16 protein-coding genes are annotated in these 14,913 nt (G+C 70.8%); 11 read left to right on the plus strand and 5 right to left on the minus strand.

Annotated elements, in window-relative coordinates:
- The first annotated feature begins 17 nt into the window (after nt 1-17).
- Complete coding sequence (locus AB0M82_RS20185) at nt 18-887, plus strand: helix-turn-helix domain-containing protein (RefSeq protein WP_364723755.1); 870 nt, start codon at nt 18-20, stop codon at nt 885-887.
- 170 nt (nt 888-1,057) lie between these two features.
- Nucleotides 1,058-1,996, plus strand: coding sequence for an NADP-dependent oxidoreductase (locus AB0M82_RS20190; protein WP_364723758.1), 939 nt, complete (start codon nt 1,058-1,060; stop codon nt 1,994-1,996).
- A gap of 6 nt (nt 1,997-2,002) precedes the next feature.
- On the opposite strand, the gene AB0M82_RS20195 is transcribed toward AB0M82_RS20190, so the two are convergent.
- The gene (locus AB0M82_RS20195; RefSeq protein ID WP_364723761.1) at nt 2,003-2,827 is read right to left on the minus strand and encodes a DUF72 domain-containing protein; all 825 of its coding nucleotides are present in this window, start codon (nt 2,825-2,827) and stop codon (nt 2,003-2,005) included.
- A gap of 191 nt (nt 2,828-3,018) precedes the next feature.
- On the opposite strand from AB0M82_RS20195, the gene AB0M82_RS20200 reads away from it, so the two are divergent.
- From AB0M82_RS20200 to AB0M82_RS20230, 7 genes are all read left to right on the plus strand, one after another.
- Complete coding sequence (locus AB0M82_RS20200; RefSeq protein WP_364723764.1) at nt 3,019-3,810, plus strand: hypothetical protein; 792 nt, start codon at nt 3,019-3,021, stop codon at nt 3,808-3,810.
- 311 nt (nt 3,811-4,121) lie between these two features.
- Nucleotides 4,122-5,600, plus strand: coding sequence for a non-reducing end alpha-L-arabinofuranosidase family hydrolase (locus AB0M82_RS20205; protein WP_364723767.1), 1,479 nt, complete (start codon nt 4,122-4,124; stop codon nt 5,598-5,600).
- Between the two features lie 186 nt (nt 5,601-5,786).
- Nucleotides 5,787-6,182 (plus strand): hypothetical protein, encoded by a 396-nt coding sequence (locus AB0M82_RS20210; protein ID WP_364723769.1) that lies wholly within the window; start codon nt 5,787-5,789, stop codon nt 6,180-6,182.
- 66 nt (nt 6,183-6,248) lie between these two features.
- Nucleotides 6,249-6,878 carry a DUF305 domain-containing protein gene (locus AB0M82_RS20215; protein ID WP_364723772.1) on the plus strand — a complete coding sequence of 210 codons (630 nt, stop codon included), beginning with the start codon at nt 6,249-6,251 and terminating at the stop codon, nt 6,876-6,878.
- A 173-nt stretch (nt 6,879-7,051) separates the two neighbouring features.
- On the plus strand, nt 7,052-8,104 hold the full coding sequence (locus AB0M82_RS20220; RefSeq protein ID WP_364723775.1) for an NlpC/P60 family protein: 1,053 nt from the start codon (nt 7,052-7,054) through the stop codon (nt 8,102-8,104).
- Nucleotides 8,105-8,140: 36 nt separating this feature from the next.
- A complete protein-coding gene (locus AB0M82_RS20225) occupies nt 8,141-8,503 on the plus strand; it encodes a BlaI/MecI/CopY family transcriptional regulator (RefSeq protein WP_364723778.1) in 363 nt (120 codons plus the stop codon).
- Nucleotides 8,500-9,435, plus strand: coding sequence for a M56 family metallopeptidase (locus AB0M82_RS20230; protein WP_364723781.1), 936 nt, complete (start codon nt 8,500-8,502; stop codon nt 9,433-9,435). Before AB0M82_RS20225 ends, AB0M82_RS20230 begins: the two co-directional genes overlap by 4 nt.
- A 169-nt stretch (nt 9,436-9,604) precedes the next feature.
- Here AB0M82_RS20230 and AB0M82_RS20235 read toward each other — a convergent pair whose 3' ends face one another.
- From AB0M82_RS20235 to AB0M82_RS20250, 4 genes are read right to left on the minus strand one after another with little or no spacing between them, the layout of a single operon-like run.
- Nucleotides 9,605-11,857, minus strand: a complete 2,253-nt coding sequence (locus AB0M82_RS20235; RefSeq protein ID WP_364723784.1) for a heavy metal translocating P-type ATPase — start codon at nt 11,855-11,857, stop codon at nt 9,605-9,607.
- Nucleotides 11,854-12,756 (minus strand): hypothetical protein, encoded by a 903-nt coding sequence (locus AB0M82_RS20240; RefSeq protein WP_364723787.1) that lies wholly within the window; start codon nt 12,754-12,756, stop codon nt 11,854-11,856. The genes AB0M82_RS20235 and AB0M82_RS20240 overlap by 4 nt, the downstream gene beginning before the upstream one ends.
- 52 nt (nt 12,757-12,808) lie before the next feature.
- Complete coding sequence (locus tag AB0M82_RS20245) at nt 12,809-13,015, minus strand: heavy metal-associated domain-containing protein (protein ID WP_364723790.1); 207 nt, start codon at nt 13,013-13,015, stop codon at nt 12,809-12,811.
- A gap of 28 nt (nt 13,016-13,043) precedes the next feature.
- On the minus strand, nt 13,044-13,352 hold the full coding sequence (locus tag AB0M82_RS20250; RefSeq protein ID WP_364723793.1) for a metal-sensitive transcriptional regulator: 309 nt from the start codon (nt 13,350-13,352) through the stop codon (nt 13,044-13,046).
- Nucleotides 13,353-13,434: 82 nt separating this feature from the next.
- Between AB0M82_RS20250 and AB0M82_RS20255 the strand changes: the two genes are divergently transcribed.
- Both AB0M82_RS20255 and AB0M82_RS20260 read left to right on the plus strand, forming a co-directional pair.
- Entirely contained in the window at nt 13,435-13,776 is a 342-nt protein-coding gene (locus tag AB0M82_RS20255) for a carboxymuconolactone decarboxylase family protein (protein ID WP_364723796.1), read from the plus strand.
- A gap of 310 nt (nt 13,777-14,086) precedes the next feature.
- Nucleotides 14,087-14,818, plus strand: a complete 732-nt coding sequence (locus tag AB0M82_RS20260) for an alpha/beta hydrolase (RefSeq protein ID WP_364723799.1) — start codon at nt 14,087-14,089, stop codon at nt 14,816-14,818.
- The last annotated feature ends 95 nt before the right edge of the window (nt 14,819-14,913 follow it).

Consider the following 14,913-nt stretch of genomic DNA (forward strand, 5'->3'; position numbering starts at 1 on the left):
TGCTGCACACTTGCGCCATGCCCCTGTCCGATCTGGGCGCCGCGGTCCGCTGGTTGCGCGAACACACCGAACCCGCGACCGCCGGACTGCCGGCCGGCGGACCACGGAACAACGGGCGGCGGGTCCGCGGACTGCGCCGGGAGGAGCTTGCCGAGCTGGCCGGGGTGTCCGCGGACTACATACGGCGGCTGGAGCAGGGACGGCGACACCCGTCGGCCGGCGTGGTGACCGCCATCGCCCGCGCGTTGCGGATCGGGCGGGCGGACTACGAGCGGCTCTGCGCACTCGCCGGCTACGCCGCGGTCGACGGGCAGGTGCCGCGCGAAGCCGGGGCGGCGGCGATGCGGTTGCTGGAGCGGTTCGACGACACCCCCGCGTTCCTGACCGACGCGGCGTGGAACGTCATCGCCGTCAACGGTGCGTGGATGGCACTGGGCGGCGGGGCGCCGGCCGGGCCCGCCCGGGACTGGAACATCGCGTGGCGCACGTTCTGCGATCCACGCCGGGAGATCGGCCGAACCGAGGAGCACCAGGCCGGTTTCCAGGCCGTGCTCGCCGCCCGGCTGCGTGACACGTGCCTGCGCCACCCGGCCGACGCGTCGCTCGCCGAGCTCGTCGACGAGCTGCGGAGCGCCAGCCGTCCGTTCGACACCCTGTGGCGCACCCCGAAAACGGTCTCCGCCTATGAGAACCGTGCCGTGTTCCGGCATCCGGACGGTGGCGACATCACCCTCGACGGCGCCCTGCTCGAGGTTCCCGGCGACGGCCTGATGGCGGTGGTCCTCACCGCGGCGCCGGGCTCGGCCGACGCGGCCCGGCTCAGCGAGGTCGTCCGCGCCTCCGGCGGGCCGGCCGTGGTCAGGGTGGGCCAAACCGGCCCAGGCTGACCGGACCCGTTGCCGCGATCCTGAGGTCCGTGTGGATCAAGGGAACCTTCGGCGCGCCCTCCGGCCCGCGGTGACCGGCATCACTTGCTTCGAGTTCGAAGCACTAGTAGCGTGGTCCGCAGTTGCTTCGAATTCGAAGCGACCCGAACTCGGCAGAAGTGAGAACTCCGATGAAGGCAGTGCGTTTCCACGAGTACGGCGCCCCCGACGTCCTGCGCTACGAGGACGTGGAGCAGCCGGTTCCCGGAGCCGGGCAGGTCCGGATCCGCGTCGCCGCGACGTCGTTCAACTCCGTCGACGGCAACATCCGCGGCGGCTTCATGCGCGGCCCCATCCCGACCTCGCTGCCCCACACTCCCGGCATCGACGTCGCCGGCACGGTCGACGCGCTGGGCGAGGGCGTGACCGGCATCCAGGTCGGCGACGAGGTCATCGGCTTCCTGCCGATGGACGGCGACGGCGCCGCCGCGGAGTACGTCCTCGCACCGGCCGAGGCCCTCACGCCCGCACCCAAGAGCGTCCCGCTGGCCGACGCGGCCGCGTTGCCGCTGGTGGGGCTGACCGCGCGGCAGGCGCTGTTCGACCACGGCAAGCTGGAAGCCGGGCAGCGGGTGCTGATCAACGGCGCCGGTGGCGCGGTCGGGAGTTACGCCGTGCAGCTGGCCAAGGGAGCCGGCGCCTACGTCATCGCCACGGCGAGCCCGCGCAGCGGCGAAGCGGTCAAGTCGGCCGGTGCCGACGAAGTCATCGACCACTCAACCACCGCGGTGACCGCGGCGGTGACCGAGCAGGTCGACGTCGCGCTCAACCTCGCGCCGGTCGACCCGGCCGAGCTGGCCGCGCTCGTCACGCTGGTCCGTCCGGGCGGGGTCGTGGTGAACACGACGGTGTGGATGCCCGCGCCGACCGACGAGGAACGCGACGTGCGCGGCATCGACCTGTTCGTCCGCAGCGATGCCGGACAGCTGGCGAAGCTGGTGGAGCTGGTCGACCGCGGCGAACTGCGCGTCGACGTCGCCGAGCGGGTGCCGCTGCCCGAACTGCCGGCGCTGCACGCGCGGGCCGCCGAGGGCGCGACGCACGGCAAGGTCGTCGTCGTCCCCGCCTGACCCCCCTCAGAACAGGGTCGCGGGCTCGACCGGCTCCGGCTCGGGCAGTGCGTCGAGGCCGGGCACCAGCGCTCGCACGTCGTCGTGGAACCGGCGGGCGAGCGCCGGCGCGTCGGCGTTGTCGGGGGTGTGCAGGAACACCGTCGGCGACCGGCCCTCGCGTAGCCAGCCGGCGACCACCGCGGTCCACGGCCGCCACCCCTCGACCGTCTCCTCGACCGAGTCACGGCCCAGGTAGCGGACGATCGGCCGGTCGGTCAGCGCCCGCGTCCGCCGCGGCAGCCGCGGTTTCTTGGCCCAGGCGTCCTGCTCGGCTTCGCCGGCCGGCGGGCGCTGGAAGAAGACCGTGGTGTCGAACGGAACCCACTCGGCGTCCGCGTCGGCGAGCGCCCCCTCCAGCAGCGACGTCGAGCCGGCGTCGGTGACGAACCCGGGGTGACGCACCTCCACGGCGCGCCGGCGGCCGGCGGGAAGCCGGCGCAGGAACCGGCGGAGGGCGTCGACGTCCGCGGGGCCGAACGAGCCGGGCAGCTGGGTCCACAGGACCGCCCGTTCGCCGAGGGGTTCGATCGCCGCCAGGAACGCCCGCATCTCGGCCTCCACGCCGACGAACCGGCGCTCGTGCGTGACGACCTTGGGCAGCTTGACCACGAAGCGGAAACCGGGGTCGACCTGCCGCGCCCAAGTCTCGACGGTGTCCCGGGCGGGAGTCGCGTAGAAGGTGGTGTTGCCCTCGACCGCGTTGCACCAGCCGGCGTAGGCCCGCAGGCGCTCCGTGGCCGGCAACGACTGCGGCACGAACCGCCCGGGCCACGCCTTGTGGGTCCACATCGCGCAACCGACATGAAGAAGACGTGCCACTCCACCGGCTCCCATCGATCGTGAGGGAAAACTACTACCCTGGTAACAGTTTCCCCTCACGGCGGCGGCGTGACAGATCGAGGTCAACCCGCGTCCGGTCCCTGAGGGAGGGATTCGCTGCGGGTATCGTGCTACTTCCCCGGCGCGAGGCGAGGAGCGGGATGACGGGCGAGGACGAACTGCCGCCGTACCGGGCGGTCCTGGTCGTGGACACCAAGGAGTTCGGCGGCCACTCCGACCGAGGCCAGGCGGTGCTCGCCGACGCCATCCCCGATGTGCTGGCGCTGGCGTTCGAGCGCGCCGGGCTGGCCCACGTCTGGCGCGCAGCGCTCTTCCCACACGGGACAGGTGACGGCTTCGGCCTCGGCTTCGACACGCGCCACCTGCCCGCGGTCGTGATGCGGTTCTTCGACACGCTCCAGGAGGTCCTGGCCGAGCGGGACACCCGGTTCTCCGGCGCCGCGCGCCGCGTGCGGTTGCGGATGCGAGCGAGCCTGAACGTGGGGCCGGTCCTGGACCCGGGCCCCGGCACCGGCTCGGCGGCCGCGATCGGCGGCGCGGTGATCACCACGCACCGGCTGCTCGACGCGCCCGAAGTGCGCGACCTGCTGACACGCTCCGACCCCGGGCAGACGTTCCTGGCCGTGGTGCTGTCCCAGCGGGTGTTCGAGGACGTCCTCCTGACGGAGTACGCGCGGCTGCCGCCGTCCCTGCTGGTGGCCCGGCGGGTCGCGGTGAAGGAGTACACGGGCACGGTCCACCTCTACGTCCCCCGGCCGAGCGGCGACCTGCTGACGCACGGCTTCGGCACCGACGAGCCGCCGCGACCCCTGGGACTGCCGGAGCCTGAGCGCCCGGCCCGCGCCACCAACATCATCAGCGGCGGCGACTTCGGCACGGCCATCCAAGTCGGCCACCTGCACGGCGGCCTTCGCCACGGGCCGGAGCGGTAAGCGCCCCACCGGTCAGAAAATCGCGCGCCGGATGCGTTCGAGGTGATCGCGTAGGACTTCCCGCGAAACCTTCCCGTTACATCTTGACGCGGTCGGCGTTATCGTTCAAAGTCCACGTGTGCGTTCCGGCGCACCACCGGTCGACTGCCTATCCCCTGCACCCACTCCATATTCCTGCCCGCATCGCCAGCAGAAATGTTAGCGCTAACACGTCGTCACCTGCGCTCTTGTCCCTTGCGCGGGTGTTCGCCGGGGTCCGCCGATGCGGCCCGCCTCATGTCGGCGGTCCCATTGATGAAAGGAAAGATGCTATGTCGGTTGGGTTTGCGCACACCGCGAGGTGGCGTCGCCGGTGGCGGTCGGGATCGGCCGCCGCGGCGGTCGTGGCGGTCGTGGGCGGGCTGCTCGCGTTGGCCCCCACGACGGCGTCGGCCGCCACAGTGGACACCACCGCCTGGTACGTCCTGCTGAACCGCAACAGCGGCAAGGCCCTCGACGTCAACGGCGCGTCCACCGCCGACGGCGCCAACGTCGTCCAGTGGACCCGCACCAACGCCACCAACCAGCAGTTCCAGTTCGTGGACTCCGGCGGCGGCTACTACCGGCTCAAGGCGCGACACTCCGGCAAGGTGATCGACGTGTCCAACTGGTCGACCGCCGACGGTGCCGCCATCCACCAGTGGACCGACGGCAACGCCGCCAACCAGCAGTTCCGCCTGGCCGACTCCGACAGCGGCTACGCGCGGCTGATCAACCGCAACAGCAACAAGGCGGTCGAGGTCCAGGGCGCGGCGACCAACGACGGCGCCAACGTCGTGCAGTACAGCGACTGGGGCGGCGCCAACCAGCAGTGGCAACTCGCCCGGGTCGACGGGGGCAGCAGCACCTGCGCTCTGCCGTCGACGTACCGCTGGTCATCGACCGGCCCGCTGGCCAACCCGAAGTCGGGGTGGGTCGCGCTCAAGGACTTCACCAACGTCGTCTACAACGGCAAGCACGTCGTCTACGGAACGACGGCCGACACCGCGAAGAGCTGGAAGTCGATGAGCTTCAGCCCCTTCACCAACTGGTCCGACATGGCCACCGCCGGCCAGAACACGTTGACCATCGGCGCCGTCGCACCGACGCTGTTCTACTTCGCCCCGAAGAACATCTGGGTACTCGCCTACCAGTGGGGCGGGCCGACCTTCTCCTACCGCACCTCGAGCGACCCCACCAACCCCAACGGCTGGTCGGCCCCGCAGACCCTGTTCACCGGCACCCTCCCGGTCGGGGCACCGCTCGACCAGACCATCATCGGCGACGACACGAACATGTACCTGTTCTTCGCCGACGACCTCGGCAACATCTACCGCGCCACCATGCCGATCGGGAACTTCCCGGGCAGCTTCGGCTCGAGCTTCACGAAGATCATGAGTGACACGGCGGAAAAACTGTTCGAAGCGCCCGAGGTCTACAAGATCCAGGGCCAGAACCAGTACCTCATGATCGTCGAGGCACGGGGCGCGAACGGCCGCTACTTCCGCTCGTTCACCGCCACCAGCCTCAGCGGCACGTGGACCCCGCAAGCCGACACCGAGAGCAACCCCTTCGCGGGCAAGGCCAACAGCGGCGCCACGTGGACCAACGACATCAGCCACGGCGACCTGGTCCGCACCAACCCCGACCAGACCAAGACCGTCGACCCCTGCAACCTGCAGCTGCTCTACCAAGGGCGCGACCCGCGCTCCGACGGCACGGAGTACGTCCTCCTGCCTTACCGGCCGGGCGTGCTGACCCTGCAGCGGTAGCGCATCCTCCGAAGGCCATCATCAGGGCGCTGGATGCCCTGATGATGGCCTTCAGGAGTAGCGCCGTTTGGTTGCGTGGCACCCAAGACAGGCAACTACCCCATCTCGTACTACGTCAGCTAGCAGATAGCTGTGACGTGTCGAGGCGGGTGCACTCCGCCCAGCGGGGTTGAGTACGGTGGACGCGTGGCAACGGTCCGGCTCGGCAAGGCACAGCAGGTCATTCTGCTGTGCGCGCTCGCGCTGTGCATCGTCGCCATGCACCACGCCAGCATGACGAGGCACGCCGAAGGCGCCTCCGTGACGCACGCCATGCCGGCTGTCCAAACCGCATTGACCGCGGACGCCGGCACCGGCGAACACCATCCCGGCATGCCGGATGGCGCCCACCACCTCCTTCACCTCTGCCTGGCCGTCGTCTGTGCGGCAGTGGCCCTTTTCCTCGCGCTCATGGCGCTCAGGCGGTCACGACCGGCGGAAGCCGCCGCACCGGCGAGCCCCCGCGGCTCTCCGTATCCCGGGCGTCCACCCGACAGACGCGGCCGGCTGATCCTCACCTCTCTCTGCGTCCTGCGCACCTGACCGGCCGGGCTCCACGCGGTCCTCACCGGTCTTACAGCAGCAGCAATTCACAGAGAAGGATTTGTCATGCGCAAAACTCTGCTCGCCGGCGGCCTCGCCGTTGTGTCCGCGCTCGTGCTGAGCGCGTGTAGCAGCAGCGACCACCCGTCCATGTCCGGCATGGGCTCGAGTTCGTCCGTGCCGGCCCCGGCTCCGAGCCAGCCGGCGGCGGGCCACAACGCCGACGACATCGCGTTCGCCCAGCAGATGATCCCGCACCACAGCCAGGCCCTCGACATGGCGAAGCTCGTGCCGTCCCGCGGCGCCAACCCGAAGGTCGTCGACCTGGCGGGCCGGATCGAGAAGGCCCAGGACCCCGAGATCCAGCAGATGCGGGGCTGGCTGTCCACCTGGGGAGCCACCTCGACCTCGTCGATGCCGGGCATGACCCACGAGTCCATGCCAGGCATGGGCACGTCGTCGATGCCGGGCATGATGTCCGACGCCGACATGCGGAAGCTCGAACAGGCCAAGGGCGCCGAGTTCGACAAGATGTGGCTCGAAATGATGGTCAAGCACCACGAGGGCGCGGTCGAGATGGCCAAGACCGAGCTCACCAAGGGCAGCAATGCCGATGCCAAGGCACTTGCCCAGAAGATCATCGACGCCCAGCAGGCGGAGATCACCGAGATGCGGGGCCTGCTCTCGCAAGGCTGATTCCCGGATTCCGTGGAGGCCACCCCGGGCGAACTCGGGGTGGCCTTCACGCGGGGCTGACAACTACCTGTCTAGTACTAAGCCGGATAGTGGACAAGATCCGCGCGTCACCTTACGGTGACCGCGGGGCGGTCCACCCGAACGCAGTCCCCACGACAGGAGATTCAGCACCCGTGACACCACACCGGCGATCCCTGCGACATCCGCTCGTCGCCACCGCCGCACTGATGCTCATCGGCTGGGGAACACTTCCCGCGAGCGCGCAGCCGGCTCCGCCCGGCACCAGCCAGGATCCGATGCAGCGCTACCAGGAACTCGGCGCCCAGGCCGCCAAGGCCGACGAGGACCTGTTGACCGCGCAGGATCAGCTGACCGCCCGGCAGGCCGACCGCGACAAGGCGAACGCGGACGTGACCAAGGCCGGCGACGACCTGGGCAAGGCGCAGGCGGCCATCGCGCAGTTCCGTCCGCAGGTCGCCACGATCGCCCTGTCCGCGCTCGACGGCGGGCAGCTCGACAACGCCGCGATGTTGCTGGACAGCGGAAACCGGCAGGAGTTCCTCGATCGCGCTTCGGCGTTGTCGATGCTGGCCGATCGGAAGACCGTCGTGCTCGGTGGCCTGCGCGATGCCGTGAACCGGGCCGAGAATGCGAAAACCGCCGCGGCGAACGCGCAGAAGACGGCCCAGCTGGCCGCCGACGACGCGGCCACGGCACTGGACGACGTCCGCAAGCGCCAAGAGGACCTGAAGGGGCAGATCGCCGAAGTTCGCAAGGCGCTCGGCGAGCTTCCCTCGGCCGACCGCCAGAAGCTCGGCAAGGTCCAGGACAACGGCTCCTACCTCGGTCCGCCCGGAGCCGCGAACGACGCGCTCCAGGCCGCGTTGTCCAAGCGCGGCTCGGAGTACGAGTGGGGCGCCACCGGGCCGAACGAGTTCGACTGCTCCGGCTTGACGTCCTGGGCGTACAAGCAGGCCGGCGTGACCATCCCGCGCACCAGCCGTCAGCAGTTCACCGCGGGCAAAGCCGTGCCGCTCAGCCAGCTCGTCCCGGGTGACCTCCTGTTCTACGACGACGGCACGGGCAACGCGAGCGCGATCCACCACGTCGCCATGTACGTCGGCGACGGCAAGATGGTCGACGCCCCCACGGAAGGCCAGCTGGTCGACGTACGTCCGCAGCGCGGCGACGGCCACTTGATGGGCGCACGACGCATCGTCGGGTGATCCCGGTCAGCCAGTATCCTTTTTCGCGGAGGTGCCATGCTGAAGCTGGGTGAACTCGAAGCGTCCATCATGGACGTGCTCTGGAGCACGCCGGAACCGATGCGGGTCCGCGAGGTGCTCGACGAGCTCAACCAGCACCGGAACCTGGCCTACACCACCGTGATGACGGTGCTGGACAACTTGCACCGCAAGGGCTGGGTGGTCCGCGAGATGGAGAACCGCGCCTACCGGTACACCGCGGTGACCTCCCGCGAGGAGGCCACGGCGCAGACGCTGCGGGAGCTGCTCGACTCCGCCGGCGACCGGGAGTCGGTGCTGCTGCACTTCGTGCGGTCGGTGTCGGAGGAGGAGTCGGACATCCTCCGCAAGGCTCTGCGCCGGAAGCCGCGCAGGCGGTGATCACCGCGGCGGCGCTCCTGCTCGGCGTCCTGGTGGTCGGCTGGTGGTCACCGCGGCCGCTGGGCTGGCTCTCCGCCCGGGTGGGTCCCGGCACCGCGCTGGCGTGGTGGTCGCTGACCGCGGCCGGGCTCATCGCCGGAACCATCGCCGGCGTTCTGCTCCTGGTGCTGCCCGGGCACGGCCCTGCCGCGGCGATCCTGGCTGTGCTGCACGACTGCTGGGCCGCGGTCGGCCACGGCGGCGTCCCCGCCCTCGACCCGATCGCCGGGGGCGTGGCGGCCGTCGTCGTGCTGGCCGCGACCACCCGGCTCGCGTTGGCCGCGGCCGGACGGCGTCGGCGCCGCAACGTCCTGCACCGCCGCCATCTGGTCGCCCTGCAGCTGTCCGGCTCGGCCGACGGGCGGCCGCTGCCGACCCTCTGGCTGCCGCGGGACGAGCCGGTCGCCTACAGCCTCGGCGGCCGCCGGGCGTTGATCGTCGCCAGCACGGGTCTGAAGGACCGGCTGTCGGAGCGCGAGCTGCGCGCGGTCCTGGCGCACGAGCGTGCCCACGTCCGCGGCCGGCACCACCTGCTCACCGCGTGTGCGGACGTCCTGGGCCGCACACTCGGGTTCGTCCCGCTGCTGCGGGAGCTGCCCGGCGCGGTCCGGTTGCTGGTCGAGCTGGCGGCCGACCGGACGGCGGCGGCGCAGTGCGGCGCCGAGCCGCTGCGCTCCGCCCTTCTGTCGATCCGGGCGATCGAAGGTCCCCGGCGGTCGCTGGCCATGGCGGGCGGCGACACCGCGATCCGGCTGCAGCGGCTCACCGCCCACACCGGCCCGCGGCTCGTGTCTCGGGCGGTGACCGTCGCCGGCGGGTTCGCCGCGCTGGTCGCCCCCGCCGCGGTCGCCGTCACCCTGATGGTCGGAACAAGCCTGATCTCATGCCCCTGAGGGCCCACCCACCCACCGCCACTTTCACCATGAAAGTGATCCGGAGAAGCCTCCTCAACATCACTTTCACTATGAAAGTGATCCGGAGGTGCCACCTCCACATCACTTTCATGGTGAAAGTGACGCCTTGGGGGCACCGGGTGGAGGGGGACGGCCCTCACGGGATCGCTCAGCTTGCCGCGCGGAAGCCGCGCAGGCGCAGGCTGTTGCTGACGACGAACACCGAGCTGAACGCCATCGCCGCGCCGGCGATCATCGGGTTCAGCAGGCCGGCCGCGGCCAGCGGCAACGCGGCGACGTTGTAGGCGAACGCCCAGAACAGATTGCCCTTGATCGTCCGCAACGTCCGCCGCGACAACCGGATCGCGTCGACCGCCGCCCGCAGGTCGCCACGCACCAGGGTCAGGTCGGCCGCCTCGATCGCGACGTCGGTGCCGGTGCCCATGGCCAGGCCGAGGTCGGCCTGGGCCAGGGCCGCGGCGTCGTTGACGCCGTCGCCGACCATCGCCACGACCTTGCCTTCGTCCTGCAACCGCCGCACGACGTCGACCTTGTCCTTCGGCAGCACCTCGGCGACCACCTGCTCGATGCCGACCTCGGCGGCCACCGCCTTCGCGACGGCTTCGTTGTCCCCGGTCAACAGCACCGGGGTCAACCCGAGTGCCCGCAGCTTGCCGATCGCCTCGGCCGAGGTCGGCTTCACCGTGTCCGCCACGACCAGCACGGCGCGGGCCTGCCCGTCCCAGCCGACCGCGACCGCGGTCCGGCCGAGCCGCTCGGCCGCGGCCTTGGCCTCGGCCAGCTCCGTGGGCAGGTGCAGGCTCCACTGCTCCAGCAGCGCCGTCCGCCCGACGAGCACCGCCACCCCGTCGACGACACCCTGCACGCCAAGGCCTTCGACGTTCGCGAAGCCCGCCACCTCGGGCAGGTCACCGACCTCGTCCCGCGCGCCGCGGGCGACGGCCTGGGCGATCGGGTGCTCGGAGGCGTTCTCCAGTGCCCCGGCCAGCCGCAGCACCTCGTCCGCCTCGACACCCTCGGCGGTGTGGACGTCGACCAGCGCCATCTGCCCGGTGGTGACGGTGCCGGTCTTGTCCAGCACCACGGTGTCCACCCGCCGGGTCGACTCCAGCACCTCCGGCCCCTTGATCAGGATCCCCAGCTGGGCGCCCCGCCCGGTGCCGACCAGCAACGCGGTCGGCGTCGCGAGCCCGAGGGCGCACGGGCAGGCGATGATCAGCACGGCCACCGCGGCGGTGAACGCCGCCGACGCCGTGCCGCCCGCGCCGAGCCAGAAGGCCAGGGTGCCGACGGCCAGCGCGATCACGATCGGGACGAACACCGCCGACACGCGGTCGGCGAGCCGCTGCACCTGGGCTTTGCCGGTCTGGGCGTCCTCGACGAGCTTCGCCATCTGCGCGAGCTGCGTGTCCGACCCGATCCGGGTCGCCCGCACCACCAGCCGGCCGCCCGCGTTCACCGTCGCGCCGACGACGGTGTCCCCCGGGCCGACCTCGACCGGGACGCTTTCCCCGGTCAGCATGCTGGCGTCCACGGCCGAGCTGCCGTCGGCGATGACGCCGTCGGTGGCGATCTTCTCCCCCGGCCGCACCACGAACCGGTCCCCGACCCGCAGCTGGTCGACCGGAACGCGCTGCTCGCGTCCCTCGCGCAGAACCGCGACGTCCTTCGCACCCAGCTCCAGCAGCGCCCGCAACGCGGCGCCGGCGCGTCGCTTGGAGCGGGCCTCGAAGTACCGGCCGGCCAGGATGAACGTGGTGACGCCGGCCGCGACCTCGAGGTAGATGTTCCCGTCACCGGACATCCGCTCGATGGTCAGCTCGAACGGGTGCGTCATCCCCGCCATGCCCGCGGTGCCCCACAGCAACGCATACAGCGACCACAGGAACGCCGCCAGCGTCCCGAGCGAGATCAGCGTGTCCATCGTCGCGGCACCGTGCCGCAGGTTCGCCCACGCGGCGCGGTGGAACGGCCAGGCGCCCCACACCAGCACCGGCGCCGCCAGCGTCAGCGAAATCCACTGCCAGTACGTGAACTGCAGCGCCGGCACCATCGCCAGCACCACGACCGGCAGCGACAGCGACGCCGACACGACCAGCCGCTGCCGCAGCGCCCGGGTCGGGTCTTCTTCCTCGACCGCCTCCGGCGTCTCGGTCTTCGGAGAGGGCAACGTGGCGCCGTACCCCGCGGCCTCGACCTGCTCCACCAGCCGCTCCGGCTCGACGTCGCCGGAGTAGACAACCTTCGCCTTCTCGGTGGCGTAGTTGACCGTGGCGGTCACGCCGTCCAGCTTGTTCAGCTTCCGCTCGATCCGCATCGCGCACGACGCGCACGTCATCCCGGTGATGGCCAGCTCGACCTCACCGGTCGCGACCTGGGGACGTTCGACTTCGGTACTCATGCGCCGGCTCCCGTCCGCGTGTCGACGGTGAACTCGGCCGTGCGGACCTTCCCGGCGTGCCGGAAGTCCAGGAACAGCCGGTAAGTTCCGGCCGAGGGGACCTCGGCGTAGAAGGTCACCGTGGGGCCCGCGGGGGTCCTGCCGTCGCCGGGTTCGCCGTCCGGGTGGACGTGCAGGTAGGCCAGATCGCCGCCGCGCAGGGCCACGAGGTGACCGTAGGCGCCGAGATAGGGCTGCAGGTCGGTGACGGGCTTGCCGTCCAAGGTGGCGGTCACGGTGACCTTCGACGTACTGCCGGGCACCAGATCGCCGTCCAGCCGGACTTCGTAACCGTCCACAGTGGCCGTCTTGGCCGGCGCGTACTCGACCGGCCGGAACTCGCCCGGCGCGACCAGGTCGACGCCCAGCGTCGTCGCTTCGGCGCCGGTCGGCTTGAAGTCGGCGAACGCGCGGTAGCTGCCCGCGTCCGCGACGGTCAGCGGCACGCTCCAGGTGCCGTCGGCCGCGAGTTCGGGGTGCACGTGCTGGAACCCGGCGGTGTCCCGTCGGACGACGATCAGGTGCAACCGCTTCTCGTGCTCGACGTCGAACGCGGTCACCGGGTGCCCGTCCGGGCCGGTGATGCGGAAGGTGAAGGGGGTGTTCGTTCCGGGAGTGAGCGTCGTGCTGGTGGGCGTGAGGGTGAAGCCGCCCCTGGACGACGCCAGCCCGCCGGGCTGGTCGGTGTTCGCGGCCTCCGCGACGGTGCCGCTGTGGGTGTCCCCGTGCCCGGCGTCCTCGCCACCGTGCACCCCGGCCGTGCCGGAGAAGGGACCGACAGCGGTGCCGGTCGCCCAGGCGCCACCGGCGACCAGGACGAGCGCCGCACCGTAGGCGGAAAGCTTCGCTGCTGTGTTCATGACTGGGTCCTCACCGCGGGCACGGGCCCGCAGGTCGAGAAGCTGCCGCGGCTCAGGCGGTCAGCTCGTAGCCGGCTTCCTTGACGGCGCCGCGCACGTCCGCGACGTCGAGGTCCTTGCTGCTGGTCACGGTCACCCGGCCGGTCGGCAGATCCACCACGACGCCGGTGACGCCGTCGATCTCGCTGACCTCTTCGGTGACCGAGCGCACGCAGTGCTCGCAGGTCATGCCGGTCACGGTGTAGGTCTGCTCGCTCATGTGCTTCTCCTTCTCGGTTTCCCCGGTTTCAGGAACGGACGAGCCGGGCGATCGCGTCGCTCGCCTCGCGGATCTTGTCTTCGGCGGTCGTGCCGCCTTCGGCGACCGCCTGGCTGACGCAGTGCCGCAGGTGTTCGTCCATCAGCCCGAGCGACACCGACTGCAGCGCCTTCGTGGCCGCGGACACCTGGGTGAGGATGTCGATGCAGTACTTGTCGTCCTCGACCATCCGCTGCAGCCCGCGGATCTGTCCCTCGATCCGCCGCAGCCGCTTCAGGTAGTCCTCTTTGCCTGAGCTGTACCCGTGCGGGCCTGCGTCAGCGGTCAACTCGCTCATATCACCAATATACCCTGGGGGGGTAGGGTAGTCAAGGCGTCTTCACCCCTACCCCCCATAGGTACCCGGACGGGAGTTCCCCATGGCGCACTCGCCCGCACTGCTGCAGGGCTACCTGGAGCTGTCCCGCGCGATCAAGCGCGTCAAGCTGCCGCGCGCCCTCAGCGAGAAGATCTCCCTCGCCATCCAGGAATGGCTCGGGTGCGCACTGTGCCTCGCCGCTCACGCCGAGGCCGCCCGCGACGCCGGCTTGAGCGAACTGGACATTTCACTCGCCCGTCAGGCCACGTCGACCGACGCTCGCGAAGCGGCACTGCTGACCTACACCGTTCGCGTACTGGCCGAACCATCGTCGATCACCGGCGAAGACGTCGCGGAACTGAAGGAGTACGGCTGGAGCGACGGATCGTATGTCCCTCAATGAGCCATTCACGGCCTTGGGCGAACACCTGAAACCGGGCCAATCGGGCCAATCGGGCCAATCGGGCAGCTTGACAGCTCGCTGCCGCAGCTAACTGCCCGCCGTGCCAGGAGCAAGCTGACGGTCGGGCCTCTCGTTCTCCGCAAAGCGGTGGCGGACCACGGCGGCCACTGCTACCTTTCCGGAGGCCGTGCGAGAGAACGAGGAGGTGGTACCCGTGAACGTATCGACATGGGTGCTCTCCTCCGGGGTCACGGTCGGGCGATAGGTCGTCCGGGAGCGCCGTTCACGAGCACTCCCGAAAGGCACGACCATGCACTTCACCTCCGAACGGCGCCTCGACGACGGTGTCCTCGAGCGCGAGTTCACCCTCGGCGAGATCCCCGGCATCCTGTGGACGCCCGGATCCGCGTCCGCGCCGGTCCCGCTGATCCTGCTCGGCCACCCGGGCGGGCTGCCCAAGATGTACCCCCGGCTGGCGGCCCGGGCCCGGCACACGGTGGCGCAGGGCTACGCCGCGGCCACCATCGAACTCCCCGGCGGCGGTGACCGGCCCCGGCTCGCCGACGTCGAGGCGGCCCGCGCCGACCTGCGCCGGGCGCTGCAGGCCGGTGAGCCGGTCGATGACGGGATCGTCGACCGCCTCGTCCTCCCGCTGGTCGACAGGGCCGTCCCGGAATGGCAGGCCACCCTGGACGCCCTCCTCGCGCTGCCCGGGATCGACGGCCCGGTCGGGTTCGCGGGCGGGGTGATCGCCATCGGCGTCCGGCTGGCGGTGGTCGAGCCGCGGATCGCGGCCGCCGCGCTGTTCGCCGGGAGTTTCGTGCCCCGCTCCATGTTCGAGGAGGCCCGGCAGGTCACCATTCCGCTGCTGGTCCTGCTGCAGTGGGACGACGAAGGAAACGACCGGCAGCTGGCCCTGGACCTGTTCGACGCTTTCGGCTCCAAGGAGAAGACTTTGCACGCCAACATGGGCGGGCACACCGGCATCCCGGCGTTCGAGGGGGACGACGGGAACCGGTTCTTCGGCCGGCACCTGAAGTGAGGCCGGCCGTTCAGGTCGTCGGACCAGCCGCCGCGGCGAAAAGTTTTTCCGGGGCCGTGTTGATCCGCGGTCCGCTCGTTCGACAAGAGGGTGCG

It is taken from the genome of Amycolatopsis sp. NPDC051128, from assembly GCF_040682715.1.
Lineage (GTDB): Bacteria > Actinomycetota > Actinomycetes > Mycobacteriales > Pseudonocardiaceae > Amycolatopsis.

What these genes read in the sequence shown, in the direction of transcription:
- AB0M82_RS20250 (WP_364723793.1), bottom strand. Translation starts at nt 13,352, where the DNA reads ATGAGCGAGTTGACCGCTGACGCAGGCCCGCACGGGTACAGCTCAGGC.
- AB0M82_RS20200 (WP_364723764.1), top strand. Translation starts at nt 3,019, where the DNA reads ATGACGGGCGAGGACGAACTGCCGCCGTACCGGGCGGTCCTGGTCGTG.
- AB0M82_RS20190 (WP_364723758.1), top strand. Translation starts at nt 1,058, where the DNA reads ATGAAGGCAGTGCGTTTCCACGAGTACGGCGCCCCCGACGTCCTGCGC.
- AB0M82_RS20185 (WP_364723755.1), top strand. Translation starts at nt 18, where the DNA reads ATGCCCCTGTCCGATCTGGGCGCCGCGGTCCGCTGGTTGCGCGAACAC.
- AB0M82_RS20205 (WP_364723767.1), top strand. Translation starts at nt 4,122, where the DNA reads ATGTCGGTTGGGTTTGCGCACACCGCGAGGTGGCGTCGCCGGTGGCGG.
- AB0M82_RS20255 (WP_364723796.1), top strand. Translation starts at nt 13,435, where the DNA reads ATGGCGCACTCGCCCGCACTGCTGCAGGGCTACCTGGAGCTGTCCCGC.
- AB0M82_RS20245 (WP_364723790.1), bottom strand. Translation starts at nt 13,015, where the DNA reads ATGAGCGAGCAGACCTACACCGTGACCGGCATGACCTGCGAGCACTGC.
- AB0M82_RS20225 (WP_364723778.1), top strand. Translation starts at nt 8,141, where the DNA reads ATGCTGAAGCTGGGTGAACTCGAAGCGTCCATCATGGACGTGCTCTGG.
- AB0M82_RS20195 (WP_364723761.1), bottom strand. Translation starts at nt 2,827, where the DNA reads ATGTGGACCCACAAGGCGTGGCCCGGGCGGTTCGTGCCGCAGTCGTTG.
- AB0M82_RS20240 (WP_364723787.1), bottom strand. Translation starts at nt 12,756, where the DNA reads ATGAACACAGCAGCGAAGCTTTCCGCCTACGGTGCGGCGCTCGTCCTG.
- AB0M82_RS20235 (WP_364723784.1), bottom strand. Translation starts at nt 11,857, where the DNA reads ATGAGTACCGAAGTCGAACGTCCCCAGGTCGCGACCGGTGAGGTCGAG.
- AB0M82_RS20260 (WP_364723799.1), top strand. Translation starts at nt 14,087, where the DNA reads ATGCACTTCACCTCCGAACGGCGCCTCGACGACGGTGTCCTCGAGCGC.
- AB0M82_RS20215 (WP_364723772.1), top strand. Translation starts at nt 6,249, where the DNA reads ATGCGCAAAACTCTGCTCGCCGGCGGCCTCGCCGTTGTGTCCGCGCTC.